This is a genomic window from Nonomuraea sp. NPDC049625, assembly GCF_040675285.1.
Classification (GTDB): domain Bacteria; phylum Actinomycetota; class Actinomycetes; order Streptosporangiales; family Streptosporangiaceae; genus Nonomuraea; species Nonomuraea angiospora_A.
The window spans coordinates 427,027-452,885 of sequence record NZ_JBFAOQ010000009.1 but is presented as its reverse complement, the minus strand read 5'-3'; the positions used below and the strand labels follow the sequence as shown (position 1 = coordinate 452,885).

At 73.2% G+C, this 25,859-nt stretch carries 21 protein-coding genes; 11 read left to right on the top strand and 10 right to left on the bottom strand.

Annotated elements, in window-relative coordinates; translation table 11 throughout:
- Positions 1-39 precede the first annotated feature (39 nt).
- A complete protein-coding gene (locus tag AB0J87_RS36480) occupies positions 40-606 on the bottom strand; it encodes a TetR family transcriptional regulator (RefSeq protein WP_355197958.1) in 567 nt (188 codons plus the stop codon).
- 80 nt (positions 607-686) lie between these two features.
- Here AB0J87_RS36480 and AB0J87_RS36475 point away from each other — a divergent pair, with 80 nt between their 5' ends.
- From AB0J87_RS36475 to AB0J87_RS36440, 8 genes are all read left to right on the top strand, one after another.
- Positions 687-1,418, top strand: a complete 732-nt coding sequence (locus AB0J87_RS36475; RefSeq protein ID WP_363972780.1) for an SDR family oxidoreductase — start codon at positions 687-689, stop codon at positions 1,416-1,418.
- A 106-nt stretch (positions 1,419-1,524) separates the two neighbouring features.
- Positions 1,525-2,100, top strand: coding sequence for a tripartite tricarboxylate transporter TctB family protein (locus AB0J87_RS36470; protein ID WP_363972777.1), 576 nt, complete (start codon positions 1,525-1,527; stop codon positions 2,098-2,100).
- On the top strand, positions 2,100-3,611 hold the full coding sequence (locus AB0J87_RS36465; RefSeq protein WP_363972774.1) for a tripartite tricarboxylate transporter permease: 1,512 nt from the start codon (positions 2,100-2,102) through the stop codon (positions 3,609-3,611). Before AB0J87_RS36470 ends, AB0J87_RS36465 begins: the two co-directional genes overlap by 1 nt.
- Positions 3,612-3,638: 27 nt before the next feature.
- Positions 3,639-4,643, top strand: a complete 1,005-nt coding sequence (locus tag AB0J87_RS36460) for a tripartite tricarboxylate transporter substrate binding protein (RefSeq protein WP_363972771.1) — start codon at positions 3,639-3,641, stop codon at positions 4,641-4,643.
- A 12-nt stretch (positions 4,644-4,655) separates the two neighbouring features.
- Positions 4,656-5,246, top strand: coding sequence for an RraA family protein (locus AB0J87_RS36455; protein WP_350739434.1), 591 nt, complete (start codon positions 4,656-4,658; stop codon positions 5,244-5,246).
- Positions 5,247-5,283: 37 nt separating this feature from the next.
- Positions 5,284-6,045 carry an IclR family transcriptional regulator gene (locus AB0J87_RS36450; RefSeq protein WP_363972768.1) on the top strand — a complete coding sequence of 254 codons (762 nt, stop codon included), beginning with the start codon at positions 5,284-5,286 and terminating at the stop codon, positions 6,043-6,045.
- Between the two features lie 37 nt (positions 6,046-6,082).
- Positions 6,083-6,856, top strand: coding sequence for a DUF1932 domain-containing protein (locus AB0J87_RS36445; protein ID WP_363972765.1), 774 nt, complete (start codon positions 6,083-6,085; stop codon positions 6,854-6,856).
- A 38-nt stretch (positions 6,857-6,894) separates the two neighbouring features.
- Entirely contained in the window at positions 6,895-7,479 is a 585-nt protein-coding gene (locus AB0J87_RS36440; RefSeq protein ID WP_363972762.1) for a putative glycolipid-binding domain-containing protein, read from the top strand.
- 15 nt (positions 7,480-7,494) lie between these two features.
- Here AB0J87_RS36440 and AB0J87_RS36435 read toward each other — a convergent pair whose 3' ends face one another.
- Positions 7,495-8,424 (bottom strand): slipin family protein, encoded by a 930-nt coding sequence (locus AB0J87_RS36435; RefSeq protein ID WP_363972759.1) that lies wholly within the window; start codon positions 8,422-8,424, stop codon positions 7,495-7,497.
- A gap of 791 nt (positions 8,425-9,215) precedes the next feature.
- Here AB0J87_RS36435 and AB0J87_RS36430 point away from each other — a divergent pair.
- Positions 9,216-9,557 carry an Lsr2 family protein gene (locus tag AB0J87_RS36430; RefSeq protein WP_185077364.1) on the top strand — a complete coding sequence of 114 codons (342 nt, stop codon included), beginning with the start codon at positions 9,216-9,218 and terminating at the stop codon, positions 9,555-9,557.
- A gap of 78 nt (positions 9,558-9,635) precedes the next feature.
- Here the strand turns inward: AB0J87_RS36430 and AB0J87_RS36425 are convergent, their stop codons facing one another.
- Positions 9,636-10,826: a serine hydrolase domain-containing protein gene (locus AB0J87_RS36425; RefSeq protein WP_363972756.1), complete on the bottom strand. Its 1,191-nt coding sequence runs from the start codon at positions 10,824-10,826 to the stop codon at positions 9,636-9,638.
- 122 nt (positions 10,827-10,948) lie between these two features.
- Here AB0J87_RS36425 and AB0J87_RS36420 point away from each other — a divergent pair, with 122 nt between their 5' ends.
- Complete coding sequence (locus AB0J87_RS36420; RefSeq protein ID WP_363972753.1) at positions 10,949-11,500, top strand: helix-turn-helix domain-containing protein; 552 nt, start codon at positions 10,949-10,951, stop codon at positions 11,498-11,500.
- Between the two features lie 269 nt (positions 11,501-11,769).
- Here AB0J87_RS36420 and AB0J87_RS36415 read toward each other — a convergent pair whose 3' ends face one another.
- Positions 11,770-12,867, bottom strand: coding sequence for a hypothetical protein (locus tag AB0J87_RS36415; RefSeq protein ID WP_363972750.1), 1,098 nt, complete (start codon positions 12,865-12,867; stop codon positions 11,770-11,772).
- A gap of 97 nt (positions 12,868-12,964) precedes the next feature.
- Here AB0J87_RS36415 and AB0J87_RS36410 point away from each other — a divergent pair, with 97 nt between their 5' ends.
- Positions 12,965-15,469 (top strand): LuxR C-terminal-related transcriptional regulator, encoded by a 2,505-nt coding sequence (locus tag AB0J87_RS36410; RefSeq protein WP_363972747.1) that lies wholly within the window; start codon positions 12,965-12,967, stop codon positions 15,467-15,469.
- Positions 15,470-15,476: 7 nt separating this feature from the next.
- Here the strand turns inward: AB0J87_RS36410 and AB0J87_RS36405 are convergent, their stop codons facing one another.
- From AB0J87_RS36405 to AB0J87_RS36380, 6 genes are read right to left on the bottom strand one after another with little or no spacing between them, the layout of a single operon-like run.
- Entirely contained in the window at positions 15,477-16,835 is a 1,359-nt protein-coding gene (locus tag AB0J87_RS36405; protein ID WP_363972744.1) for a hypothetical protein, read from the bottom strand.
- The gene (locus tag AB0J87_RS36400) at positions 16,835-17,839 is read right to left on the bottom strand and encodes a hypothetical protein (RefSeq protein ID WP_363972741.1); all 1,005 of its coding nucleotides are present in this window, start codon (positions 17,837-17,839) and stop codon (positions 16,835-16,837) included. The genes AB0J87_RS36405 and AB0J87_RS36400 overlap by 1 nt, the downstream gene beginning before the upstream one ends.
- Positions 17,836-18,813: a hypothetical protein gene (locus AB0J87_RS36395; protein ID WP_363972738.1), complete on the bottom strand. Its 978-nt coding sequence runs from the start codon at positions 18,811-18,813 to the stop codon at positions 17,836-17,838. The genes AB0J87_RS36400 and AB0J87_RS36395 overlap by 4 nt, the downstream gene beginning before the upstream one ends.
- Positions 18,803-20,638, bottom strand: a complete 1,836-nt coding sequence (locus AB0J87_RS36390) for a hypothetical protein (protein WP_363972735.1) — start codon at positions 20,636-20,638, stop codon at positions 18,803-18,805. The genes AB0J87_RS36395 and AB0J87_RS36390 overlap by 11 nt, the downstream gene beginning before the upstream one ends.
- A gap of 2 nt (positions 20,639-20,640) precedes the next feature.
- The gene (locus AB0J87_RS36385; protein ID WP_363972732.1) at positions 20,641-23,751 is read right to left on the bottom strand and encodes a tubulin-like doman-containing protein; all 3,111 of its coding nucleotides are present in this window, start codon (positions 23,749-23,751) and stop codon (positions 20,641-20,643) included.
- 7 nt (positions 23,752-23,758) lie between these two features.
- Positions 23,759-25,855, bottom strand: a complete 2,097-nt coding sequence (locus AB0J87_RS36380; RefSeq protein WP_363972729.1) for a vWA domain-containing protein — start codon at positions 25,853-25,855, stop codon at positions 23,759-23,761.
- Between the last annotated feature and the right edge of the window lie 4 nt (positions 25,856-25,859).

The following is a 25,859-nucleotide window of genomic DNA, read 5'->3' as shown; positions in this document are numbered from 1 at the left end:
ATAGTCGGGCGCGCGGCGGACTTCGAAGAGGCGGACGGCTCAGCCCGCGAGGCCGTCGAGCAGGTCGTCCAAGGCGGACTTCACCCGCTCCACGCCCGTCTCCCCGAGCCGGTGGGCCAGCAGCGGGGCGGCGAGGGGCGCGAGGAGGGCGTCGGCGAGGCAGTGGGCGTCCGCGCCGGGGCGGAACTGGCCGATCAGCATCGACAGGTGACCGTGGTAGGCGTCGTACGCGCCGCCGAAGCGGGCCAGCGGGCTCGCCGTCTCGGCCATGAGCAGCAGGTCGAGCTGCTCGGCCGTCCTGTCCGCCAGCGCCCGCAGGAACGCCTTGGCGCGCGCGGCCGGCTCCGCGCCGGGGCCGAGCGGCGGCGGCCCCTCGATGAACGCCGCCTGGAACTCCCGCTCCCGCCGGTCGATCAGCGCGTACGCCAGCCCGGACCGGTCGCCGAAGCGCCGGTACAGCGTGCCGACGCCGACCCCGGCGGCCGCGGCCACGTCCGCCATCTGCAGGCCCTGCACGCCGCGGGTGGCCACGATGCCCTCGGCGGCGGCGAGGATCTTCGCGCGATTGCGGGCCGCGTCGGTGCGCTCGCGTGTCACGGCTCCCATCCTGGCACCTCTTGTCAACCGGAACTGATTCCGGTTACGTTGAAGCGGAATTGATTCCGCTTCAACGGGATGGAGGACGCATGGCACGGAAGGCAGCCCTGGTCACCGGGGGCAGCAGGGGGATCGGCGCGGCCGTCGCGCGGCGGCTGGCGGGTGACGGGTTCGACGTGGCTCTCACATACCGGAGCGCGGGCGACCGGGCGGCGGCGATCGTCAAGGAGGTCGAGGCGGCCGGCGCGCGGGCGCTCGGGCTGCGGGCGGAGGCCGCCGACGCCGGGACGCTGGTCGCGGCCGTGGAGCGGACGGTCCGCGAGCTGGGCCGGCTGGACGTCCTGGTCAGCAACGCGGGCATCGCGCCGTACGGGGCTCTGGAGGAGGTGACGCTGGAGGAGGTCGACCGGCTGCTGGCCGTGCACCCCAGGGCCTCGTTCGTGCTGGCGCAGGCGGCGGCGCGGCACATGCGGGACGGCGGCAGGATCGTCCTCATCGGCAGCAGCCTGGCCGAACGCGTGCCCTACCCCGGCTGGACGGCGTACGCGATGAGCAAGTCGGCGCTGACCGGGCTCGCCAAGGGGCTGGCCAGGGACCTCGGGCCGCGCGGCATCACCGCGAACGTGGTCCACCCCGGATCCACCGACACCGAGATGAACCCGGCGGACGGGCCGGACGCGGACGAGGAGCGGCGCCACACGGCGCTCGGCCGCTACTGCTCGCCCGACGACATCGCTGCCACCGTCGCCCACCTGGCGGGGGACGGGGGCCGCGCCATCACGGGCGCGGCCATCTCCGTCGATGCGGGTGTCACCGCCTGAGGCGTTACGTCACCTTCCGGTCATCGCCGGAAACCTCCGCGTAACCCTTGACATGTCCGCACGCCTCCCAGCACGCTTGTCATGAAATGGAAAGACTTTTCACTGTGTGAAAAGACTGGAAGGCGGCTACACCCCCATGAGCCATGAACAGGCGTTCGCCGAGCATGCCCCCGCCCCCGACGACCAGGCCGCGGCCGCGGCGGCGAAGGCTTCCGACGCGAGGCTGAGAGCGGGCGCGCAAGTGGTTCTTGTCGCGCTCGCGTTCTACATCGCCGTCGAATCCCTGGGGCTCGGCCTGTGGACCTCGTTCGGTCCCGGGCCGGGGTTCTTCCCGTTCGTGCTGGCCATCGCGCTCGGGCTGCTCGCGCTGGCCTGGGTCGCCCAGACGAGGCGGGCCCGTGCGGACGAGGACGGCCCGGCCGAGCGCACCGACGTGGGCCACGCCGCCGCCGTGCTCGGCAGCCTGGTGGTGCTCGCGGCCGCGATGGACCTGGCCGGCTACCAGATCAGCGTGTTCGCGTTCCTCATGTTCCACCTCAAGTGGCGCGCGGGCCGGAGCTGGGCGCTGTCGCTCGTGCTCTCCCTCGCCGGCAGCGTGGGCATCTACCACGGCTTCGACCAGGGCCTGATGGTGCAGCTGCCGCCGTCGGCGATCCCGCTCCTGGCCGGCTGGGGCCTGTGATGGACGTCCTGGCCGACCTGCTCGGCGGGCTCGCCACGGCCCTGTCGCCGCAGAACCTCCTGTACGCGTTCATCGGCTGCCTGCTCGGCACCCTGATCGGGGTGCTGCCGGGCATCGGGCCCGTCGCCGGGGTGGCGCTGCTCATCCCGCTCACCCTCAACCTGGACCCGACCAGCGCCATCATCATGCTGGCCGCCATCTTCTACGGCACCCAGTACGGCGGCACCATCACCAGCGTCCTGCTCAACACCCCGGGCGAGGCCGCCTCCGCGATCACCACGATCGACGGCTACGCCATGACCAAGCAGGGCCGCGCGGGGGTGGCGCTCACCATCGCGGCGGTCGGGTCGTTCGTCGGCGGCACCGTCGCCACCGTCGGGCTCGTCGTCGCCGCCAAGCCGCTCGGCGACCTGGGCCTGCGGATCGGGCCGCCGGAGTTCTTCGCGCTCATGGTGCTCGGCATCTCCCTGCTCGTCGCGCTCGCCGGCCGCTCGATGACCAAGGCGCTCATCTCCGGCGTCCTCGGCCTGCTGATCTCGATGGTCGGCATCGACCCGGTGGCCGGGGCGCCGAGGTTCACCTTCGGCAGCGAACGCCTGCTCGACGGCATCAGCTTCGTCGCCGTCATCATCGGGCTCTTCGGCCTGTCGGAGATCCTCGTGGCGGCCAGGGGCGGCACCGCCCAGGCGGTGGCCCCAGGGCTGCGGGCGCTCCTGCCGGGCCGTGCCGACCTGCGGCGCAGCGTTCCGGCGATCGCCAGGGGCACCGGGATCGGGTTCGCGCTCGGGCTCGTCCCCGGGATGACCGGCTCGGTCTCCTCGCTGCTCGCCTACGGCGCGGAGCGCAGGTTCAGCAGGCACCGCGCCGAGCTGGGGTCGGGCGCGGTGGAGGGCGTCGCGGGGCCGGAGACGGCCAACAACGCGCACGCGAACGGCGCGCTCGTGCCCCTGTTCACCCTCGGCATCCCGGCCTCCCCGACGATCGCCGTGCTCATGGGCGCGTTCCTGCAGCAGGGGCTGACGCCGGGGCCGACCCTGTTCGCCGAGCACGCCGACGTCGCCTGGGGGATCATCGCCAGCCTGTTCGTCGGCAACGTCATCCTGCTGGTGCTCAACGTTCCGCTGGTCCGGGTGTGGACGTCGATCCTGCGCATCCCGTACCCGGTGCTGACCGCGCTGATCCTCACGTTCATGGTCGTGGGCGCGTACACGATCAACTTCTCCGTCTTCGACGTGTTCGTCATGGTCGCCTTCGGGCTGCTCGGCCTCGTGCTGCGCCGCCTGGACATCCCCCTGGCGCCCCTGGTGCTCACCCTCGTGCTCGGGCCCCTCATGGAGCGTTCCCTGCGCGAGTCGCTGGAGCTGTCGCAAGGCGACCTCACCGTCTTCCTGACCCGTCCGATCTGCGTCGTCCTGCTGGTGATCGCGCTCGCCATCGCCGTGAGCCCGCTGCTGAGCCGGCTGCTGGGGCTGCGCAAACCCGCCGTCCTGGCCGAGGACCCCGAGGCCTGAGGCCACCACCCCCCAGAAGGAGCCATCGTGAAAGTCAAGATCGCAGCCAGGGCCACCGTCACAGTCGTGGCCGTGGCGACGGCGCTCGCCGCGTGCGGCGCCCAGCAGTCCGGCGGCGCCGCGGGCGCCTGGCCGCGCAAGGGGAAGCCGGTCACGCTGATCGTCTCGTTCGCGCCCGGGGCGGCCGTCGACGCGGCGGCCCGCGTGGTCGCACCCGTCCTGGAGAAGGAGCTGGGTACGAACGTCGAAGTGCTCAACAAGCCGGGCGCCGGGGGACAGATCGGCTACACCGCGCTCGCCAAGGCCAAGCCCGACGGCTACACCATCGGCGCCACCGGCTCGCCGTCCGTCGTCGTCTCGCCCCTCGACCCGAGCCGGGGCGCCACCTACACCCGGCAGAGCTTCCTGCCGCTGGGCATGCAGGTGCTCGACCCGATGCTGGTGGGGGTCGCGCCCGGCAGCCCGTACAAGGACCTGAAAGCCCTGATCGAGGCCGTCAAGGCCAAGCCGAAGAGCGTCACCGCGACCACGACCGGGGTGCAGACCGGCGAGCACTTCGCCCTGGCCGACATCCAGCAGAAGACCGGGGCGGAGTTCGCGCCCGTGCACTTCTCGGAGGGTGCGTCGTCGGCGATCGCCGCCTTCCTCGGCAAGCACGTCGAGGCGTACGTCGGCAACGTCAGCGACGTCAAGGACCTCGTCGCCCAGGGCAAGATCCAGGTGCTCGGCGTCATGTCGGCCGAGCGGAGCCCGTTCCTGCCGGACGCGCCCACCTTCGCCGAGCAGGGCTACCAGGTCGAGGGGGCGACCGCCCGCGGCTACTCGGCGCCCGCCGGGCTGCCGGACGAGGTCCGCGTCAAGCTCGAAGGAGCCCTGAAGAAGGCGATCGAGGACCCGGCGGTCGTCGCCAAGATGAAGGACCTCGGCCTGGCCACCGCGTACAAGTCCGGCCAGGACTACAGCACGTACTGGGCCGACCAGGAGACCACGGTCAAGCAGGCCCTCCCCCTCGTCCGCAACACCAAGAGCTGAAAGGCGCCTTCAATGAGCGAGACCTCCCAGGACGCGCTGGCCCGGCTGGCCGCCCTGCCCACCGCCAACATCGGCGACGCCATGGACCGCCTCGGCGTCCTCGACTCCCGGATCCGCCCCATCTGGCCGGGCGCCCGCGTGGCCGGGCGCGCCTTCACCATCTGGACCCGATCGGGTGACAACGCGCTCATCCACCAGGCGCTCGACGTCGTCGAACCCGGCGACGTCATCGTGGTCAACGGCGGCGGCGACGAGTCCCGGGCGCTGATCGGTGAGCTGATCGGGCAGCGCGCCAAGAACAAGGGCGTGGCCGGGTTCGTCATCGACGGGGCCGTCAGGGACGCCGACGGGCTCGGGGAGATGGGCATGCCTGTCTTCGCCCGCGCGGTGACGCCCGCGGGGCCGTACAAGAACGGGCCCGGCCACCTCGGCCGCACCGTCGCGGTCGGCGGCGTCGCCGTCGCGCCGGGCGACCTGATCCTCGGTGACGCCGACGGCGTGGTCGTCGTCCCGCTCGCCGAGGCCGAGCGGGTCGCGCAGGCGGCCGAGGCCGTCTTCGTGACCGAGGAGGGCAAACGGGCTGCCATCCTTGAATCCGCGTGACGACAGGTTCATCCGCGTGCGAGAAAGGGTTCCGCCGATGACCGCCGGACAGCCGCAGCCGTCCATGCGCTCGGTCGAGCGCGCGTTCGACGTGATCGAGGTGCTGGAGCGCAGCGACAAGCCGCTTCGGCTGTCGGAGGTCGCGCGGCGGGCCGGGCTGTCCCCGGCCACGACGCTGCGCCTGCTCGGGGTGCTGCAGCGGCGCGGGTTCGTGGTCGCCGGGCAGCAGGCCTACCACCTCGGCCCGGCCGCCCTCGCCATCGCCCACGGCTTCCTCGTCACCGACGGCCTCAGCCGCGCGGCCACCCCCGTGCTCCAGGAGCTGGCCGCCACCACCGGCCTGACCACGACGCTGCACATCAGGTCGGGCCTGGAGCGCATCGTCATCGCCCGCGTCGACGGCGCCGACCCGCTGCGCTACCAGCTCCCCATCGGCCGCCGGCTGCCGCTGCACCTGGGCGCGGGCAAGGTGCTCGCGGCGGCCATGCCGGACGACGAGCTCGACGCCCTGATGGCCGCGGTCCGCGACCTGGGCACCGCGGGCGGCAAGCCGGTCAGCGAGGCCGACCTGCGGGCCGAGCTGGAGCAGATCAGGGAACGCGGCTACCACTTCTCCATGAACGAACGCGTGCTCGGGAGCTCGGGCATCAGCGCGCCCGTGCCGGCCCCGGACGGCCACTCCATGGCGTCCGTGGGCATCTCCGGCCCCGCCGAGCGCCACCCCGAGAGCGAGATGCTCGGCTGGGTGCCCGAGCTGCGCCGCGCCGCCGCCGCGCTCGGCCGGGCGCGCGACCTTTAGCCATGGTTCACATATAAGAGGACTGAAGAGATTGATCATGCGTTGCGCCGTCATCGGACTGGGCGAGGCGGGCGGCGTCTATGCCGCCGCGCTCGCCGCCGCCGGGCACGAAGTGCTCGGGTACGACCCCGGCGACACCCCCACCCCCGAAGGCGTCACCAGGACGGCGACCCTGCGGGAGGCCGTCGAACAGGCCGCGTACGTGCTCGTCCTGACGGGGGCCGCCGCGGCTCCCTCCGTGGCCGAGCAGTGCCTGCCCCACCTGGCGCGGGGCGCCTGCTACGCCGACTTCACCTCGGCCTCCCCGGAGGTCATGGAGCGGCTCGGCCGGATGGTCGGCGAGCGCGCCGACTTCGCCGACGTGGCGATCCTGGGCCCGGTGCCGTTGCACGGGCACCTGGTCCCGCTGCTGGCCAGCGGGCCGGGGGCGGGCGCGATCGCCCGGCTCGTCCGCCCGCTCGGCGGCCCGCGCGAGGTCTCCGTGGAGGTCCTCGACGGGCCTCCCGGGGCGGCCATGGGCCGCAAGCTGCTGCGCAGCGTGTTCATGAAGGGGCTGGCCTCCGTGGTCTGCGAGGCCGTCGCGGCGGGGCAGGCGGCCGGGGACGAGGACTGGATCAGGGTCGAGATCGCCAAGCAGCTCGCGGGTGACGGCCAGGCCGTCATCGACCGGTTCCTGACGGGCACCCGTACGCATGCCGTACGGCGGGCCATGGAGATGCGCGACACCGGCGCCTACCTGGACGTCCTCGGCGTGCCCGCCGAGATGACCCGCGCGGCCGAGCAGACCCTCCGCCGCCTGTCCACCGGCTGACGCGGCTTCTTGTCGGTGGGCGATGACATGATCCGGCCATGACGACCTTCGCGCCACCGCCCGGCACCGCGGCCTGGCGGCACCTCGACGCGCGCACCGGCTTCGAGGTGGTCTACTTCCGGCCGCTGCCGGACGGGCACCGCGTCGAGGGGTGCACGACCGCGGTCGAGGAGGGCCGCACCTGGGTCGTCGACTATGTCGTCGAGCTCGACGCGAGCTGGGCCACCCGCTCGGCCCGGCTCGCGAGCCGTTCCGCCGAGGGCAGGCGCCAGATCCTCCTGGAGACCGACGGCGCGGGCCGCTGGCGGGTGGACGGCGCGCCGGCGTCCTGGCTGGACGGCTGCCTCGACGTCGACCTCGAGTCGTCGGCCCTGACCAACGCGTTCCCCGTGCACCGGATGCGCCTCGGCGTGGGCGCCGTCTCACCGGCTCCGGCGGCCTTCGTCCGGGCCGCCGACCTGGCCGTCGAGCGGCTCGAGCAGCGCTATGCCCGGCTGGCCGACGAGGAGGGGCGGCAGCGCTACGACTACGCGGCGCCGGTCTTCGACGTCGCCTGCCACCTGGTCTACGACGGGTCCGGCCTCGTCCTCGACTACCCGGGCCTCGCCGTCCGAGCCGCCTGAGCCGCCTGCTTCGGCTCACCCTTCGGGCTTCGGCTCACCCTTCGGGCGGACCGGCTGAATGGCGGCGACGGGGTGGCGGTCTGACGGTGGCGGTCTACGGCGGCGACGGGGTGGCGCTCTAACGGCGGCGACGGGCTGCGCGCTCTTCTCGGCCGCGACCGGCCCCGCTGACTCCTCCCGCGCCGGCGAGCCCTGCGCGCCGCGGTCGAAGAAGCGCAGCACCTCCACCGGCAGCGGCATCACCAGCGTGGACGTCTTCTCGGCCGCCACCTCGACGACCGTCTGCAGGAGCCGCAGCTGCAGGGCGCTCGGCGTCTGAGCCATGATCGCGGAGGCGTCGGCGAGCTTCTGGGCGGCCTGGAACTCCCCGTCCGCGGTGATCACGCGGGCGCGGCGCTCCCGCTCGGCCTCGGCCTGGCGGGCCACGGAGCGCTTCATGGACTCGGGCAGCTGCACGTCCTTGATCTCCACCCGGTCGATGTGGATGCCCCAGCCGAGCGCCGGGCTGTCGATCATGAGTGCGAGGCCCTTGTTCAGCTCCTCGCGGTTGGAGAGCAGATCGTCCAGCTCGCTCTTGCCGATGATGGAGCGCAGCGACGTCTGCGCCACCTGCTCCACCGCGAACAGGTAGTTCTGCACCTCGACGGCCGCCCGCAGCGGGTCCTGCACCCGGAAGTAGGCGACGGCGTCGACCTGGACCGACACGTTGTCACGGGTGATGCCCTCCTGCGTGGGCACCGGCATCGTGACGATCTGTACGTTCACCTTCTTCAACCGGTCAACTCCCGGGATGAGAAAGGCGACTCCCGGCCGGCGGATCTCCTTCTGCGCCCGGCCGAAGCGGAACACGATGCCGCGCTCGACCTGATTGACGATCCTGACGCCCCCGAACCCGGTCAATATGGCGATGGCCGCGAGGAAACCCAGGATGATCTCGGTAACCATAATGGCCTCCCTCCCATACTTCGAGAGTAGGTCTGCTCGAACGGAAGAGCGTACCGAGCCGTCCGGACCTCCCCGGGCGCCGGGGTCCGCCGCTTCCGGCGCAACGGCCACGGTGCCGTCAACCGTCAACCGCGATCGTGCGGGGCGCGGTGGCCGGAAACAGTTGGAAATCTACTTTGTAAAGGGCGGATCCTGCTGAGCCGGCGGATGCGTATCTGGTAAACGTCAGTGCGGTGCGTCAGGATCGAGTTGCGGTTCTTGGCCAATACCTGATATGGCTCGGCAAACCTTTGAATCGAACTTCAACATAGCGGATTCATAGCTATTGACCGCGGGGCGCACGCACTTGCGACTAGGTTGCTGACAGCGGAGCCGGGGCGCAGGATCGGCGCGGGTGCGGGCGGTCCGGGGCAAGGGCGTCCCGCGCTCGTGAGGGCGCGCTGCGCGCGAGAGGAGGCGGGAGGGCGGCCGTGGTCTTGCCATGCCGGGGATGTCGCCGGTTGTTGATGGCTTATCACTGGTGAGAAGGGCAGAAGGGATCTCGTGCAGGTCTTTGGGCGAGCCTCGCGCAGGTCGGGTCCCGGTATGTTCCCCGCCCGGCCATGGGACGGGGCGGCGTCGATGAATGCCGGGCACGAGAAGCGCGAAAACCGCGTCACAACAGCGAAAGGCGTTGTAGTGCGAGACGCGATCGTGAAGTTCGATTGTGTCAGCACGGCGCCGCAAGGAGGTGCGTGATCTGCTGAAGGGGGCTACAGTACCTGCAACCATAACGTAATCGGAGCAGCATCATGGCGAAACGCATTGTTGAGTCCTTTGTCGATGACATCGACGGCAGTGACGCCGAGGGGACCACAAGGTTCGCTCTCGACGGCACCAGCTACGAGATCGACCTGTCGGGCTCTAACCGGGAGAAGCTGGAGAAGGCTCTCGCTCCCTTTATCACCAAGGCTCGCGCGGTCCGCGCCGAGCGGGGTGTTCGCGGCCGACGCGGTGGCGCCGGCACTTCGCGGGCCGTCACCCGTGAGAAGTCCACTGAGATCAGGCGGTGGGCGAAGGCCCAGGGGCTGCCGGTGAGCGAGCGTGGCCGCATCGCCGCCACTGTCGTGGAGCAGTACGAGGCGGCCCACTGAGGGAGCGATCCGGCTTCCGGTAGGTCTTTTCAGGACAAGAGCACGGGCGGTCGGGTCCTGGCCGGCCGCCCGGCTCGGTCATCGAATGTCGTCCAGGGCCGCGTACAGTGCCTCGACCAGGGAGCGGACGCGGAAGTCGCCGCCTTCCAGCAGTTCGGAGCCGCGGTTGGGGACGTAGCCGAAGGCGAGGCCGCGGTCCGGGTCGGCGAAGGCGAACGAGCCGGTGGCGCCGCCCTGGCCGAACAGCCCGGTGAGGTGCCCGGGCGCGGGCCAGAAGGGGCCGCCGGGCACGGCGAAGCCGATGCCCCAGGCGGTGTGCACCCGCAGGGTCCGGTCGATCCCGTCGGCCTGCGGGGTGCGGATCCGGTCGACGAGTTCGGGCCCGAGCAGGCGGATGCCGTCGACCTCGCCGCTCAGGGCGGCGAAATAGCGGGCCAGGGAGTGGGCGGAGGCGACGCCGTCCATCGACGGGCTCTCCACCTGGTACGTACGGGGATCGTTGGTGCTGTCCCAGCCGATGGCGACGCTGCCGTAGAAGGCGCGGTAGGACAGGGTGGCGGGGTCGTTGAGCGCTTCGGCGAAGTCGGCGAGTTCGGGGACCTCCATGCCGAGCCGCATGGTCTCGGCGACGGGGACGACCATGGTGGCCATGCGCGGCATGGCGCTGTCGGGGACGCGGACGTGGCAGTCGAGGCCGAGCGGGCCGGTGATCTCGCGTTCCAGGAATTCGCTCAGCGTGAGCCCGGAGACGCGGCGGACGATCTCCCCGGCGAGGTGGCCGATGCTGACGCCGTGGTAGCCGTGCGCGGTGCCCGGGGGCCATTCGGGGGTGGCGGCCGCGAGGGCGTCGGTGATGGGGGTCCAGTCGCGCAGGTCCTCCCAGGTGATGGGGTGGGTGTCCAGGGTGGGCAGGCCGGCGCGGTGGCCGAGCAGCGTCCGTACGGTGATCTCGCCCTTGCCGTTCTGGGCGAACTCGGGCCAGTAGCGGGCCACGGGGGCCTCCAGGTCCACCTCGCCGCGTCCGGCCAGCACCAGCGCGGCGCCCGTGGCGAACGTCTTGCAGGTGGAGGCGATGGGGGCGATGGTGTCGCGCCGCCAGGGCCGGCGTGTCTCCGGGTCGGCGTGGCCGCCCCATAGGTCCACGATCGGGGTGCCGTGCCGGTAGACGGTGAGCCCGGCGCCGACCTCGCCTCCGTGTGTGAAGTTCCGTTCGAACGACTCGCGCACCGCCTGGAATCCGTCGGCGGTGGTTCCTTCGATCCGTGCCATTGTCGCGCTCCTCGCGTCAGAGCCGACCTACCGGTCGGTCGGGCGACTGGGACGCTAGCCTACCGACCGGACGGTTGGCAACCGGGGTATGCTTTCAGCCTGAACCGAGAGAGGGACGGCGATTGGCACCGAACGAAACCTCCGACACCCGGCTGCGCATCATCGAGGCGGCGCGGGAGCTGTTCACCGCACAGACCTACCGTGCGGCCAGCATGCGGGACGTCGCCGAACGGGTCGGCATCAGCAAGCCCTCCCTCTACCACCACTTCCGCAGCAAGGGCGAGATACTCGACTGCCTGGTGCGGCCCCCGATCGACCGGCTCGACGCGACGATCCGGGACGCCGCCGCCGCGCCCACCCTCGCCGAGGTGCGGCAGCGCGTGCTCGGCGGCTGCGTCGACGTCATGCTCGGCCACCGCGAGACCATGGTGCTGATGCTGCGCGACGCCTCCGTCTACGGCGACGAGACCACCGAGCTCATGTCGCGCGTGGTGGGCATCACCAGCCGGGCCGTCGAGCTGCTGGCCGGCCCCGATCCTGACTGGCGCCGGCGCGTGCGGGCCGCCCAGGCCTTCGCCGCGGCCACCGACCCGATCAGCCATCTTCCGGACGTTCCGGACGACGAACTCCGCGACGAGCTGCTGCGTGGCGCGAGCGCGATCCTGTCGCCGTGACGGCAGCGGCGGCCCTGCGGCGTCCGTCTCCGATCGGCCCTGCTACGGCCGCTCGCCCGGCTTGTCGACGATCCCGGCCTCCAGGTGCGCGGTCCATCCGACGGGGGTGCCCGCCTTGACCTCGCGCGGCTGCCCGGCCGTGTAGATACGGGTGGCGACGGTCTCGCTGTACGTCCCCAGGAAGCGGTAGCCCTCCGAGCTCAGGATGATCTCGAAGCGCTCCCAGGGGCCGGTGTAGACCAGCGCGATCCCGTGGCGGCCGGCCGCGTCTAAGGGAGCAGGGAGCGTCCCAGGTCGACGACGAACCGGGCGAGCCGGGCCCGCTTGCGGAACAGGTCGTGCAGCTCGGGGGTGGGCTCCTGGCCCAGGCGTTCGAAGGGGATCGCGGTCCAGGCGCTGCGCAGCACGAGGGTGGCGGCGTAGCCGAAGGAGACCTCGGCGGGGTCCGCGAGGCCGGCCACCGCGGCGGTGTACGCGGCCTCGATCGTCTCGTGGACGGCGGGCAGGTCCGCGGGGTCGAGTTCGCCGGTGTGGGCCCGGCCGACGAGGAGCTGGCCGAGGTCGAAGCCGACGGCCGCCGGGTACGGCCAGCTCCAGTCGATGGCCACGAAGTCCGCCGAGCCGTCGGCCGGGATCAGCAGGTTCGAGGGGCTGGCGTCGCCGTGGACGAGGGTGTGGGGGAGGTGGTCGAGGGTGTCCAGCAGCGGGTCGATGTGGTCGGCGAGGGCCAGCAGGTCGGTCTGCAGCAGGGGGTCGGCGTTCGCGGCGATCAGCGGGTGCCGCCACGTGGCAGGGTCGCGCAGGGTGGGCAGGAACAGGTTGGCGAGCGGGCCTTCGCAGTAGTAGCGCAGGCCGTGGTTGAGCGGTTCGCGCGGCGCGGACGTCCGGCCCGCGACGGGCTGTGTCGTGGCCAGGTCGCCGAGCCGGCGGGCGGCGGCGCGGTAGCGGTCCAGGTCCCAGGCGGCGGGCGCGACCCGCACGTCCTCCAGCCACATGACGAGCCGGTCGTCGCCGAGGTCGTCCAGCCGGTACATCCGGGGCAGCCGCAGCCCGCCGGGGAGCCGGGGGCGGGCCAGGTAGACGTCCGCGTCGGCCCGCCAGGGGAAGTGCGCGAGCGCGGTGGCGCGCAGCGGTTCGGGGATCTCCGCGTACCAGGGTGAGTGCCGGATCTCGTGGATCGCCTTGACGAAGAACGACCAGGTCACGCCGCCGGTCGTGGTGCCGCGCACGCGGTGCAGCGAGGTCGTCGACAACGCCCCCGGGCCGGAGTCGAGGAGGTCGATGTGCTGGTCCGCGATCTCGGCGAGGGGGTCGCCGAGGCTCTCCCGTACGAGGTCTGTCAGGCCGGTGGTCAGCGCCATGGTCATGGGCCCCAGCATGGCGGGCGGGACAACTCGCTCGCATGAGCATGGCCTACTCAAATACGCTTTCGCCGTGGCAGGCTCCTGGCCGTTCATCGGGCGTGTGACGCAATTGTCGGAGATCAGGTCCGCCTCCAGGGGCGTGGTCGTGGCCGGTCCGCCGGGTACGGGCAAGAGCCGGCTGGCGGCGCAGGCCGTGCACGGTCTCGACGGGGTCGCCTGGGCGCGGGCCACGGCGGCCGCCGCGGAGGTCCCGCTGGGCGCCTTCGCCCCGCTGCTCCCCGCCACGCCGCCCGCCGGCAACCCGCTGGGCTGGGCGGCCGCCGCGGTGCGCGTGCCGGTGCTGGTGGTGGACGACGCCCACCTGCTCGATCCGGTCTCGGCCGCGCTCGTCCACCACCTGGTGACGCGGGACGGCACCCGGGTGATCGCGACGCTGCGCAGCCGGACGCCCGTGCCGGACGCGGTGCTCGCGCTGTGGAAGGACGACCTGGTGCCGCGGCTGGAGCTGGAGCCGTTCTCCCTGGAGGAGACGGCGGCCGTCCTGGAGGCCGCGCTGGGCGGCCGGGTGGAGTCGGCGACCGTGGCCCGGCTGTGGCGCGTCAGCCAGGGCAACGCCCTCTACCTGCGCGAACTCGTGCTGTCCGGCATGCTCGCCGCCGACGGTGGCGTGTGGCGGTGGAGCGGGCCGCTGACGATCACGCCCACGCTGCGCGAGACCATCGCGGGCCGCATCGGCGAGGTGACCGCGCGGGAGCGGGAGGCGCTGGAGCTGCTGGCGTACGGCGAGCCGCTCGGCGCCGACCTGCTGGCCGCCTTCGGGTCGCTCGACGCCGTCCAGCAGCTGGAGGACCGGCAGCTCGTCACGGTGCAGCCGGACGGCCGGCGGCTCCAGGTGCGGCTCGCGCACCCCCTGTACGGCGAGGTCATCAGGGACGGCTGCGGCGTGCTGCGCGCCCGCACGATGGTGCGCCGGCTGGCGCAGGCGGTCTCGGAGGCCGGGCTGCGGCGGCACGAGGACGTGCTCAGGGTGGCGGTCTGGCGGCTGGACGGCGGCCTGACCGGCGATCCCGGGCTGCTGCTGGCCGGCTGCGAGCGCGCCAGGGTCATCCGGGACCTGGAGCTGGCCGTACGGCTGGGGCGCGCGGCCGTGGCCGCGGGCGGCGGGGCTCCCGCGCTGGCCGCGCTGGGCACGGTGCTGTTCTACACCGACCGGTACGCCGAGGCCGAGGAGGTGTTCGCCACGGCCTGGGCGGCGGAGATGGGCGAGGCGGCCCGGACCGACCTCGGCGTGCAGCGGGCCATGAACCTGGCCGTCGGGCTCGGGGACGTCGCACGGGCGCGAGCCGTCCTGGAGGAGACCGGCGGGCTCGTCCACGAGGTTCAGCCGCGGCAGGCGACGCTCATCATGCGGGCCGTCCTGGCCGCCCTGACCGGTGACATCGCCGTCGCCGAGGACCTGATGGCGCGGGCGCGGGAGATGGGCCCGTTCAGCCCGCACGGCGCGCGGATGATCAGCGGGGCCGAGGCGGCCGTCCTGGTGGCGCAGGGGCGGGCCGCGGAATGCCTGGCCCACGTGGCGGAGATCGGCGCGGGCCTGGCAAAGGAGCCGGTCGCCATGCGCAGCCTTTCGGCCGCCTTGGCCGGCCATGCCACGCACGCCGCGCTGCTGCTCGGCGATCTGGACACCGCCGAGCGGTTCGCCGGGCAGGGGTACGGCCTGGAGGGGCCCTTCCACACCTGGACGCGGGCGAACCTGGAGTTCGGCACGTGGACGGCCCGCGTGCTGCGGCTGCGCGGCCGGCTCGCCGACGCTCTCGCGTGGGCCCGCGACACCGCCGCGCGGCTGCCCGATCGCAGCGTGCTGGCGGGGTCGTGCCTGGGTGAGCTGGCGCACGCGTACGCGCTGCTCGGCGAGGTCGCGGCGGCCGAGCAGGCGGTGGAGCGGGCGGAGGCGACGGGGACGCCGATCGGCCCGTCCGTCGTCGTGCCGCTGCGCCTGGCCCGGGCGTGGACGCTGGCCGGTCGCGGCGACGCGGCCGGGGCCGTCGAGCTCTGCCTGGAGACCGCCGAGGACGCGCTGCCGTGCGACGTGCCGTTCCTGCTGCACGACGTCGTCCGGCTGGGCCGCGCCGACCTGGTGTCCGCGCGGCTGGCCGCGCTCGACGTGGAGGGCCCGCTGGTGGCGCTGTTCGCGCGGCACGCCGCCGCCCGCGACGGCGCGGAGCTCGACGCGGTCTCGGAGGGCTTCGAGCGGCTCGGCCTGCTGCTGTACGCGGCCGAGGCGGCGGCCCGGGCGGCGGCCCGCTACCGCGAGTCCGGGCTGGTACGCGGGGCGCGGGCGGCGCAGACCCGGGCCTGGCGGCTCTCGCAGCGCTGCCAGGGCGCCCGTACGCTCGCGCTGATGGACCTCGACGTGCCCAGCCTGACGCCGAGGCAGCGCGAGATCGCGGTGCTGGCCGCGCAGGGGCTGACCAACCGCGAGATCGCCGCGCGGCTCGTCGTGTCCGTCCGCACCGTGGCCAACACCCTGTACGCCGTCTACGACAAGACCGGCGTCAACGACCGCGCCGCCCTGGCCGCGCTCCTGAACCGGCTGGCCGGTTGACCGGTGGTCAGCGCAGGATCGTCGTCACGACCTGGAGGACGAGCACGACCAGCAGCACCGCGGCCAGGACGAGCCAGCGGGGATCGAGCCAGGCGGATCTGACGGCCTCGGCGGGGGCGTCGGGGTCCAGCAGGTCGCGCAGGATCGGGTTGACCTCGTCGTCGGGCAGCAGCCGTTCCAGCTCGGGCACCAGTGCGTGCAGCCGGGAGCGTACGTCGGCCGGCGGGCGCGTCCGCGCCCAGGCGTGGACGTCCCTCAGGATGCCCCGGGCCGCGCCTTCGGTGGTCGCCTCTGCCAGCTCCGTCAGGAAGTAGTCGAAGGCGTCGCGCACCGCGACGGGCTGCGGGTCGGGGCGGGCCTGCGGTGTGACCGGTGCGCGGGGCTCCGGCGCGGGCGTGGGGCGGGGCCGTTCCGCGGGCACCCGCCGCCGCGGGCCCGATGTCATCGCGGGCGCCGGTTCTGGAGGCTCTGAAGGCTTGGGAGGCTCCGGCGGAGGAGGCGTCCGGGGCTCGTCCGGTACGGGCTTCGGCGGCTCGCGCAGCGCGGCCCCGAGCAGCTCGACCCGCTCCTCCAGCGCCATCCCGTCGTTGATCCGCAGCCGCTTGACCAGCTCCGGCAGCCGCCGGCCCGCGTACGCGTCGACGACCATGGCCGCGATCTCGCCGTACAGGTCGCTCTGGTCGGGCGCCCGCAGATCCACGCGCCGCCGGTGCGAGGCCCGCGACGACGGCCCCGGCCACTGCTGCAGGAAGATGACCTCGGCCCCCTGCTTGAGGTCGTCGCTCTCGTAGGTGGAGAACGTCTCCGGATAGCGCCCCAACACCAGGTCCAGGATGTCCACCAGCCCCCACAGCCGCACGACGGCCTCCCCCTGGGCCACCACCGAGAGCGACTCCCGGTGCCCGCGCAGCGCTTCCGAGACGATCGGCGCGAGCGTCGCCGCCTCGGCGCGGGCCCGCCGGTCGAGTGCCGCGCTCGCGTCGGCATAGGGGCGCAGCAGCACGGCCAGGTCGAGCGGCTCCGGGTCGGCGGGCAGCAGCGAGCTCCAGCCGGGCGCGAGCGCGAGTGCCTGGCGGACGTTCGGCATCGCCGAGGCGTTGGCGGCCGAGCCGCCCAGGTATGCCTGGACCCGGATGGTCCGCCTGCTGTCCGAGCCGCCGGTGCGCGTGCGCGAGAGCACGACGACGCGACCGTCCACCATGAGCCGGCAGACGCTGACCCCGGGCGCGGGACCGGGGTCGAGCCAGGGGCCGAGCTGGTGGTACCAGCCCCGGGTGTCCTCCAGGGAGGAGCGCACGGGGCCGAGGCCGGTGCGGCGCTCGTCCCACTCGAACAGGATCCAGTCGACGCTGGAGTAACGCCCCATCAGATCCCCACCTCCGGATAGCCGCGCAGGACACCGGTCATCGCGAGGAGCGAGATCAGGGGCGCCAGGACGCGTCGCGGCCGCACGCCCCTGGGGAAGCGCCCGTCGGTCGGGGCGCAGCCCGTCGCCGAGACGAAATGCAGGGTGCACTTGCGGCATTTGTCGTAGGGGCTGAGCCACGCCTGCGCGCCGCGCCCGTGCAGGAAGGCGTAGACGTCGCGGCTCTCCCGCAGGACGTCCACCTGGTCCAGCCGGTCGGGCTTGTCGTACAGCCAGCTGTCGACCGGCGCCTCGAAGCGCACCGAGTCGCTCTTGGTGACCGCGATGACGGCGGGGATGTCCAGCCGCCCGCCGCTCTTGGGCAGCCGGTCGAGCACGGCGCGGAAGGACTCGTCGCCCATCCTGGCCGACCTCGTGGCGGCGTCGATCACGAAGAGCAGCCCGCCGACGGCCGGCACGAACCTGGTCGCCTCGTGGGTGGAGCTGCGCAGCAACTCGCCGGCGATGTCGAAGAACGCCACCGCGGTGGTGTGCCGGCCGTCGTTGACGAGCAGCGCGTCGGCCGGCTCGGCGGTGGCCCGGTGGGTGGTGCGCGAGAGCGCGGTCCGCTCCACCATCAGCGGATGCACGTACGTGTTGACGTACTCGGCGTGCCGCTCGATGTCCACCGCGTCCGCGGTCAGCCCGTACGGCCGCAGGCCGCCCTGCTCGATGGCGCCGATCATCGAGGCCAGCAGGTGGGTCTTGCCCGTCTCCGGCCCGCCGACCAGCCCGATCACCAGCGGGCGGCCGTGCCGTACGTAGGTGTAGGGCAGGTGGTGTTCGAGGCTCGGGTCCGCCACCGGCGCCGGGCAGCGGACGTGGGCGGCGCGCAGCAGGTCCTCGCGGCGGGCCCCGGTCGCGTTCTCCAGGGAGAGCGGCTGGTAGTGGCCCGCGGGGGTGCGTTCGTAGAGCTCGTCCTCGCTCCAGGCGAACTCGTGCAGGCAGATCGGGCAGAGGATCACCGGATCACCATCCAGACGACCACGACGAGGGCGGCCAGCACGGCCAGCGGAAGCCAGCGGGCCCACCACTTCTGCGGCTGCTCCTGCTGCACCTGCTCGATCCGGGTGACGGGCGGAGGTTGTTCCACCTCCTGCTCACGTTTGGCTTCGTGGGCCCGGTCGAAGGCGACGCGGCCCTCCTCGAGCCGGAGGTCCGGTTCGGCGGGGATGGACCGCATGGGGTCCGGCTCCCGCAGCCGGTCGAGCACCTCCAGCGCCGACGGCGGCTGACCGGAGAAGACGTCGTGGATCGGCTGCAGCGCCGGGGCGGCGGTGAGGTCGGGGCGGTCGGCGACCTCGCGGGCGGTGACCGTGCGGTAGATCACCATGCCGGCGCTCCAGAGGTCGTCGGCGGTGGAGGCGCGGCCGGTGCCCGCGCGCTGATCCGGGGCGGCGTAGGGGGCCTCACCCAGCCGCAGCCGGCGGCTGCCGGCCAGCGTGGCGTGGCTGAGGTCGGTGAGCTGTACGGCGGTGCCGTCCCAGCGCACGGTGCCCGGGTCGATGCGCCGGTGGACGATGTCGCAGGCCGACAGGATGCGTACGGCGCGGAAGAGGCTCGCCTGCAGCGCCCGCTGCTCGGCGATCAGCAACGAGCCGGCGAAGCGGGTGACCGGCTCGCCCCGGTGGTCGGAGAGCAGCACGAACGGCTCCTCCTCGTCCAGGCTGTAGCCCATCAGCCGGGGCAGCTCGACGGGGTAGGCCCGCCGCAGCCGGGTGAGCAGCCGGGCGCCCATCCGGGCCTCGTTCTCCAGCAGCTCGTAGAGGTGGTCGCGGTCGCGCCCCTCCGCGCGGGGCACCCGCCGCTGCACGATCTTGGTGCCCGGGACGACGAGGGTCAGCCGGCGCTCGAAGGGGTCGTGGTCCGGCTCCGCCTCCACCTCCCAGGTCACGAGGTCGCCGTCGGGAGTGAAGAAGGTCAGCGGCTCAGGTTCCATCCTCGCTCCAGTTCTCCTCGACCGTCCCGGGGCGCAGCGGCACCAGGCGCAGGGTGCCGGCGTACTGTCCTGACCGGGTCCACACGACGTCGGGCGGGTTGCCCTGCCCCCGCACGGCCCTGGGCGCGAAGCGCACCGCGTACGCCTGCCGCAGCAGCATCGCCAGGTCACGGTCGCCGCACAGTTGCAGCATCTGGCCGTTCGCCTGGGCCCGCAGCGCGCGCACGACCTGCTGGGACTGCCGCCAGACCGCGTCGACGAGCTCCTGGCGGCCCGTGTCGCCGGTGCCGAAGTCGGGGCGTTCCTGGACGCCCCGGTGGGTCAGGTGGTAGCGGTACTGCCGCAGCGTCTCGTCGACCCGGCGGTCCAGCCCGACCTGCGCGTCCCGGTAGGCGCCCTGTTCGAGGGAGGTCCAGGCGGGCTCCAGCCAGCTCGTGACCGCGTCGACGAGGTCGCCGGTGATGACCTCGCGCAGCTGGCCGCCGCGGTCGCGCAGCCGTACGGTGACCTCCTCGTCGAGCGCCGGGCTCGCGGCGGCCTGGCCGGTCTCGGCCTTGCTCCAGTCGGTCAGCGTCCAGGACACCTGCGCGCAGATCTCGTTCAGCGCCGCCGCCAGCGTGCGGGACGCGTCGGAGGTGTGCATGCGGGCCTGGCCGAGCATCCACTCGCTGGCCGCGACCCGTTCGAGCATCGAGCGCAGGTCGTCGAGGGCGGTCCTGGCCGGTCCGAGCGAGAGCTGCTCGCGCCACCACGCCCGCGAGCGCCGCCAGAAGACGAAGCGGGGCAGGAACGTGGCGGGGAACTCGGCGGGCGCGTGCAGCGCGTTGAGCAGCTCGTCCGGGCAGGCCCGCCAGAGGTCGCCGACGAAGGCGCGGCTGCCGATGGGCGCGCTGTGGTCGGCCAGCAGGCGGTAGCGCGAGACCATCCGCTGCATGCTCTTGCGCTCGGCCAGGGCCGCCTCCAGGTCGGCGCGCAGCTCGCCGACGATCTGGGCGTGGCCCATGTCGGCGGGGACGGCGAACCTGATCCCGTGCGCGGCCAGCCGCTCGGCGGCGTTGTCGTCGGCGTGGTCGATCTCCTCGAAGAGCCGCGCGACGGTGTCGCGGAACTCGGCGAGCGCCCGCCCGGCGGCGATCACCTTGTCGACGACCGCGGCCCGGGCGCGGGTGTTGTGGACGTAGCCGAGGTCGTCCAGGGCGCGGACCGCCTGGTCGATGCGCTCGGCGGCGCTCCGGTGGAGCCGGTGCAGCGGGCCCTCCGGGACGAGCGCGTCGAGGAGGTCGGAGGGCAGGTCGACGGTGCCGCTGAGCACGGGCAGCGCGGTGGCCAGCGGCGAGCTGAAGGTGGCCGAGTCCTGCTGGACGGGCCCGTCGAAGCGTTCGGCCACCTCGCGGAAGGCCTGGCCGAGCACCTCGGGGTCGATCCGGCCGGCCACGATGCGCCAGCCGGGCGAGGCGGTGCCGTACGGGATGTCGCCCAGGCTGTTGACCACCTCGTCGAAGACCTCCGGCTGGGTGAGCAGGTCGATCAGGATGGCCTCCGCGCTCACCCCGGGCCCGTGGGCCGCCTCGCCGGTGTCGGCGTTCCACAGGATGCCGCAGGGGTCGCTCACCCAGAGCACCCTGCGGCTCTCCCCGTCCAGGGCGGGGGGCAGGCGCAGGTCGGGTCCCACCGCCAGGACGAGCACCGACCTGACCAGGCGCGAGCTGAAGACGTCCTGGAGCACCCGCTGGGCGCCGGCCAGGCGCTCGGTGTCGGCCACCACCAGGACCTGGGCGCCGAGCCGCTCCAGCTCACCCTTGCGCAGGTCGAGCACGACGACCATGCTCACTCCCCGAGGAGCGCGTCCAGGTCGCGCAGGTTGTAGGCGACCGCCTCGGCGACCCGCTCGAACGGCAGGTCCAGGGCGGCGGGCAGGGTGTGCGCCCAGAAGGCGATCAGCTGGTCGGCCCGGTTGCGCGCGCCCGACGGCAGCTTGGGCACCATGATCTCCAGCAGGCCGAGCTGGTCGGCGGACATGCCGGTGACGAGGTGGTAGAGCGGGTCCGGCACGGTGGGGGCGCCCGCCAGGCCCTTCGGGGTGGCGTTCATGAGCTGCTCGCTGACCAGGCTGCGGAACTCCTCGTCGCCGCCGATCACCCACTGCTCGTAGGCCCGCAGCATGCTCGGCCAGGAGGAGGCCTTGCCGTACCCGGTCAGCGGGAGCGTCATCGAGCCGCCCTCGACGTCGATCCGGATCCGCGCCGGCGAGCTCAGCTCGCCCTCCACCACGCTGACCCGGCCGTTCCAGAGCAGGCAGAGCAGCCGGTGCAGGATCCGGACCCGGTGCTCCTCGGTCGTGGCCAGGTAGCCGAAGTCGTAGCCGAGCCGCTGGCGCCACTTCAGGTGGTCCTGCGGCCGTTCGTCGCGCAGCGCGTCGGCCCAGCTGTGCAGCACTTCGCGCAGCTCGCGGACCTGGGTGACGCTCATCGAGGTACGCAGTTGCACCACGGTCACCGAGTCGGCGTCGATGTTGCGGTAGTCGGGCACGCCCGGCAGGTCGATCCGGTCCTTGAGGAACCGTTCGAGGGCCGGATCCTTGGCCGGCGCCGGATAGGAGACCAGCACCTTCAGGTCGCCGGTGCCGTCGGGGGTGAAGCCGCCCGGCACCAGGTCGGCCAGCTTGAGCTGGAACTGCCGCACGTGCGGGTCGTCGCCGCCGCCCGAGGCGGCCTGGGCGAGGATGTCGGCCAGGGAGGGCAGCAGCGGCTGTTCGCCCAGCGCGGCGGCCTCGTCCTGGTCCTTGAAGAGCTTCTTCACCTCCAGCTTGATCCGGTCGCGCACCCAGGTGAGCGCGTCGGCCGGCTTGCCCGTGCGCCAGGCCAGGTCGTAGGCGTGCCGCCAGCCGTCCGGGCCGATCAGCGCGTTGGCCACGGCGGCCTCCCCGTCGGTGGGGCGCAGCAGCTGCCGGGAGACGAAGACGTCGACGAAACGGCGGACGACCGCGTCGTAGAAGGACTCCGCGCCCGCGGGCGGCAGCAGGTGGTAGACGCCCACGCGGGTCTCGTAGAGCTCGCCGGCCCGGCGCGCGAAGCGCTCGGCGTCGGCCTCGGCGTGCTCGACGAAGACCTGCGTGAACTCGCGCACCTCGCGGATGAGCTGCTTGCGGCGCGGCTCCCAGCGGGGCATCTGGTCGGCCCACGCCCGGTGCCAGAGCCCCTGGCTGCGCCACAGGTACCAGGCGTCCTGGTCGGCGATCGAGGCCTGGACCTCGGGGTCGGTCCACTGCACCTTGCGCAGCAGCCGGTCGCGCATCGGCCGGGGCTGCGGCGGGGCCTCGGTCATGTTGTCGTACGGCTTGCGCGGCTGCGCCCTGCGGTGGTCCAGGAGCCCGGCGAAGCCCAGCCGGTCGGCCTCGTGCACGTCGCCGGGCAGGCCGACCACCACCCGCCGCAGCCGGAACGGGTCGACCTGGCCGAGCGCTTCGAGCGCGCCGCGGCGCACGTCCAGCTCCTGGGCCAGGGTCGGCACGATGCGGTTGAGCTGCCGTTCGAGCGAGGCCAGGTTGTCCTCCATCGCCCGCATCCGGTTGGCCAGCGACTTCTGGATCTCGGCCGCGCCGGTGGCGGGGCGCACGTCCGGCAGCGGCAGCGGCTCGCGGGTGTTGAGCGGCTCGAGGTTGGTGGTGGTGAACATGCGCCGGATCTCGTCGATGTTGCTCTCGGCGGCGCCCGGCGGCACGGCCTCGAGCTGCGTCACCGCGCGGGCCAGCAGCCGGGAGCTGACCAGGTCGGCCAGCTCCTCCACGGGGACGGTCATGGAGGAGACGAAGGCCGTCGAGACGCCCCGGTTGCCGATGCCGGAGGCCGCCGCCACCTCGCGTTCCACGGCCCGGTTGATGAAGTCGTCGGCGAAGGAGGACTCGCCGCGGTCCTCCATGCCGCCGCCGTCGCCCGTGGCGTGCGGCTGGGTGCCGGCCAGCGAGACGATCAGGGAGGCGATCGAGCGGTGCAGGTCGTCCCGCTCGACGCCGGGCGGCATGGTGAACAGGAACGCCGTCTGCACGGTGCCGGTGGCCAGCCGCACCTCGCCCCTGCCCGGGTAGCGCACGCCGAGTTCGCCGGCGATGCCCTGCTCGTCGATCTGCGTGCCGGCGTGCGGCGCGTTCTGGTCGTCGACCAGCCGGAACAGGTCCAGCAGGCCGGCGCCGGCGTTCAGGCGGGCCCGGCGGCCGCCGCCCTTGCCCTCGGCGAAGGCCGACGGCATGACGACCAGCGGGTAGATCCGCGCCCTGATCTGGTTGCGGGCGAAGGCGTCGCCGATCAGGTGCAGATAGTCGTAGAAGATGCCGCTGCCGGTGCCGCCCGCCACCGAGTAGGCCACGAAGACGTCGCAGGTGCGTCGGAGCCGGCCGCCCAGCCCGGCGAGTTCGCCGCCCGAGTTGCTGATCGCGCCGATGGCGTCGTCGATGCCCTGCACCACCGGCCCGGGGCCGTGCCGCATCCGCTCGAACAGCGCCGCCCTGGCCACGGTGGGCAGCTGCCCGGCGCCGCGCATCAGCGGGGCGACCAGCGGCTCCTGCTCACGCGGCGGCAGCCAGTCCTTGACGTGGTCGCTCAACGTCGCCCGCAGGCTGCGGGCCACCTCCGGGTAGGAGTCGAACTTCGGCACCACGTCGTGGATCAGGTGCGCGGTCCGGGCGGCCGCCGGGAACTCCCGCTCGGTCGGCACCACCCGGCGCCGGGTGCGGGTCAGCTCGGCCTCGTTGAGGTCGACGTAGACGAACTGCAGGCAGGAGGGCAATTCGTAGGGTTGGTAGTTCTGCCAGCTGAAGTTTCTGATCAGGTCCATGCCGTCCGGACCGCACAGCTCGTCCCGCAGCCGCCGCTCCAGTTCCACTCCGACCCGGCAGCCGGTGCCGCCGAGCCCCACGAACATCATCGGATCGAAGATCCTCATGCGCCCCTCAAATCAGGTCGTCGCCTGGCATCGGTCTGTGGGTCCCGCTCTGGGACGGCTCCCGCGAGCCGTACACGTGTTCCCCGGTCTTGCCCCGGGCGTCGTCGACGCCGAGGAACACGCCGCCGGTCAGCGGGATCGGGCGTCCCGGGCGCAGCGGCTCCAGCTCCTGCCCGGACGGGTCGCGGACCAGGACGGTCTGGCCGCCGCCCCGGCGGGCCGTGTAGCCGGTGCCGAACGTGCGCACCAGGCGGCCGGCGGAGATCTTGAAGGTGAACTCGGGCCCCTCGCCGAGCGGCGCCTGCATCTTGCTGACGTACGGCTCGCCCGGCCGTTCGAAGAGGTAGAAGGTCAGCTCGCTCGGATCGGCCGCCCGCATCCGCGCGCGCCTCCTGAGGAGCAGCAGCGGCAGGGCCACCGCCAGGATCAGCAGGAGGACCAGGAGGGCCTGGAGCAGCCGCTGCCACAGCGGCGTGGGCGGCTGCACGTCGACGTCGACGAACTCCTCGGCCACCACCTGCCCGGCCGCGTCGACGACCTGGACCGAGCCGCCGACCGGGCCCTTGGGCGCCTCCGCGCCGATCCGCAGCTTGACGGCGTGCTCGGAGGCGCCCGCCGGCGCCTGGAGCCGCTGGACGGACAGGCTCACCGTGCCCGGGACGTCGACGAGCCGCAGGGCGAGCTGGGCGGGCTCGGCGTCGTTGGTCACGCGTACGGTGCCGGCGACCTCCCCGCCCGGCTCGACGGTGGCCGCGTCGAGCTGCACCTGGGCGCGGAGCCGGTCGGCGGGCCCGGCGACGCGGGTCGCGTAGGGGCGCTCGTCGCCGGCCACGCCCGGGCCGGTGACCTTGCCCAGGAAGGACAGGGCGCCGGTGGCCGTGGCCGGGATGGTGACCTGGCCGGAGTATTCGCCGTCGCTCTGGGCACGGTCGGGGCCGTCGCCCGTGTCACGCAGGTCGACGGGGAGCTCCTGGAAGCCGTCGCCGGACATCCGGGCGGTGAAGCGCAGGCCCTCCAGCGCCGCCGGGTCGGTGATCGTGCCGGTCCTGGTCTGCAGGCGCAGCCGGACGGCCACCTGCTCGCCGGGGCGCGGCCGGGGGTTGCTCAGGGAGATCGAGGCGCGCAGCGCGCCCTGCCAGACGACGGTCGCGCTGACGTCCTGGCGGCTGACACCCGGCGGCGAGGTCAGCTGGACCCGCCACTTGCCGGGCAGCGGGTTGCGGATGCGCAGCGACTCGACCGGGCCGGCCTCGCCGGCGACCTGGAAGGTCGAGTCGTTCTGCTCGCCCTGCTTGGGCACCTGGTTGCCGTCGGGGTCGAAGTAGGTCGCCCGGATGCGCCGGTCGCGCTTGACCACCACGATCGAGCCGTCCGTCGCGATGATCGGGATGTTGACCTGGAGGTCGACGGTGGCGCCCGGCTCGAGGGAGTCGGTGACCGACTGCTCGATGCCCGCGCACCGGGCGTAGGCGAACGCCTCCAGCAGCGACCGCTCCACGTCCGCCGAGGTAGCGACCACCCTCGCGCGGGGCGTGGCCGTCTCCTGGTCGCCGCAGGGCTGCCGCCAGCCGCCCGCGGCGAAGGCGTCGAGGCTCGTCTTGTCGGCCGAGCCGAAGCCCAGCGGCCAGATCTGCACGCGCGCCTTCTCGGCGTCCCGCAGGCTCCGGTCGATCTGCGCCCGGGCGTTGCGGTTGCGCGCCTGGGCGTCGGCGCCGTACTGCGGGCTGTTCCTGACGTCGAGGACGCCGTCGGTCAGCAAGAAAACGATCTTCGCCCGCTGCTGGTCGTCGGGCGCGTTCATGATGTCGAGCGCCTGCTCCAGGGCGGCGGCGTGGTCGGTGTCGCCGCCTTCGTCGCTGTTACGGCGGCGCAGCTTCTCCACGCACCGGCTCAGCGACTCGCGGTCCTGGGCCGTCTCCACGCCGGTCAGCGGGCAGGCGATGTCCACGGCCGCCTGGCCCGGGCCGTTGGAGCTGCCGAAGCCGACCACGGCCACCTGCGACTGCGGTGAGAGCTCGCTGAGGGCGATGAGCTGGGAGGCGGCCCGTTCACGGGCGACGTCCTGGCCGGACAGGCTGCCCGACTCGTCGACCAGGAGGACCACGCGG

Coding starts and splice junctions, on each gene's coding strand:
- AB0J87_RS36480 (WP_355197958.1), bottom strand. CDS start 606: ATGGGAGCCGTGACACGCGAGCGCACCGACGCGGCCCGCAATCGCGCG.
- AB0J87_RS36475 (WP_363972780.1), top strand. CDS start 687: ATGGCACGGAAGGCAGCCCTGGTCACCGGGGGCAGCAGGGGGATCGGC.
- AB0J87_RS36465 (WP_363972774.1), top strand. CDS start 2,100: ATGGACGTCCTGGCCGACCTGCTCGGCGGGCTCGCCACGGCCCTGTCG.
- AB0J87_RS36455 (WP_350739434.1), top strand. CDS start 4,656: ATGAGCGAGACCTCCCAGGACGCGCTGGCCCGGCTGGCCGCCCTGCCC.
- AB0J87_RS36450 (WP_363972768.1), top strand. CDS start 5,284: ATGACCGCCGGACAGCCGCAGCCGTCCATGCGCTCGGTCGAGCGCGCG.
- AB0J87_RS36445 (WP_363972765.1), top strand. CDS start 6,083: ATGCGTTGCGCCGTCATCGGACTGGGCGAGGCGGGCGGCGTCTATGCC.
- AB0J87_RS36440 (WP_363972762.1), top strand. CDS start 6,895: ATGACGACCTTCGCGCCACCGCCCGGCACCGCGGCCTGGCGGCACCTC.
- AB0J87_RS36435 (WP_363972759.1), bottom strand. CDS start 8,424: ATGGTTACCGAGATCATCCTGGGTTTCCTCGCGGCCATCGCCATATTG.
- AB0J87_RS36430 (WP_185077364.1), top strand. CDS start 9,216: ATGGCGAAACGCATTGTTGAGTCCTTTGTCGATGACATCGACGGCAGT.
- AB0J87_RS36425 (WP_363972756.1), bottom strand. CDS start 10,826: ATGGCACGGATCGAAGGAACCACCGCCGACGGATTCCAGGCGGTGCGC.
- AB0J87_RS36415 (WP_363972750.1), bottom strand. CDS start 12,867: ATGACCATGGCGCTGACCACCGGCCTGACAGACCTCGTACGGGAGAGC.
- AB0J87_RS36405 (WP_363972744.1), bottom strand. CDS start 16,835: ATGGGGCGTTACTCCAGCGTCGACTGGATCCTGTTCGAGTGGGACGAG.
- AB0J87_RS36395 (WP_363972738.1), bottom strand. CDS start 18,813: ATGGAACCTGAGCCGCTGACCTTCTTCACTCCCGACGGCGACCTCGTG.
- AB0J87_RS36390 (WP_363972735.1), bottom strand. CDS start 20,638: ATGGTCGTCGTGCTCGACCTGCGCAAGGGTGAGCTGGAGCGGCTCGGC.
- AB0J87_RS36385 (WP_363972732.1), bottom strand. CDS start 23,751: ATGAGGATCTTCGATCCGATGATGTTCGTGGGGCTCGGCGGCACCGGC.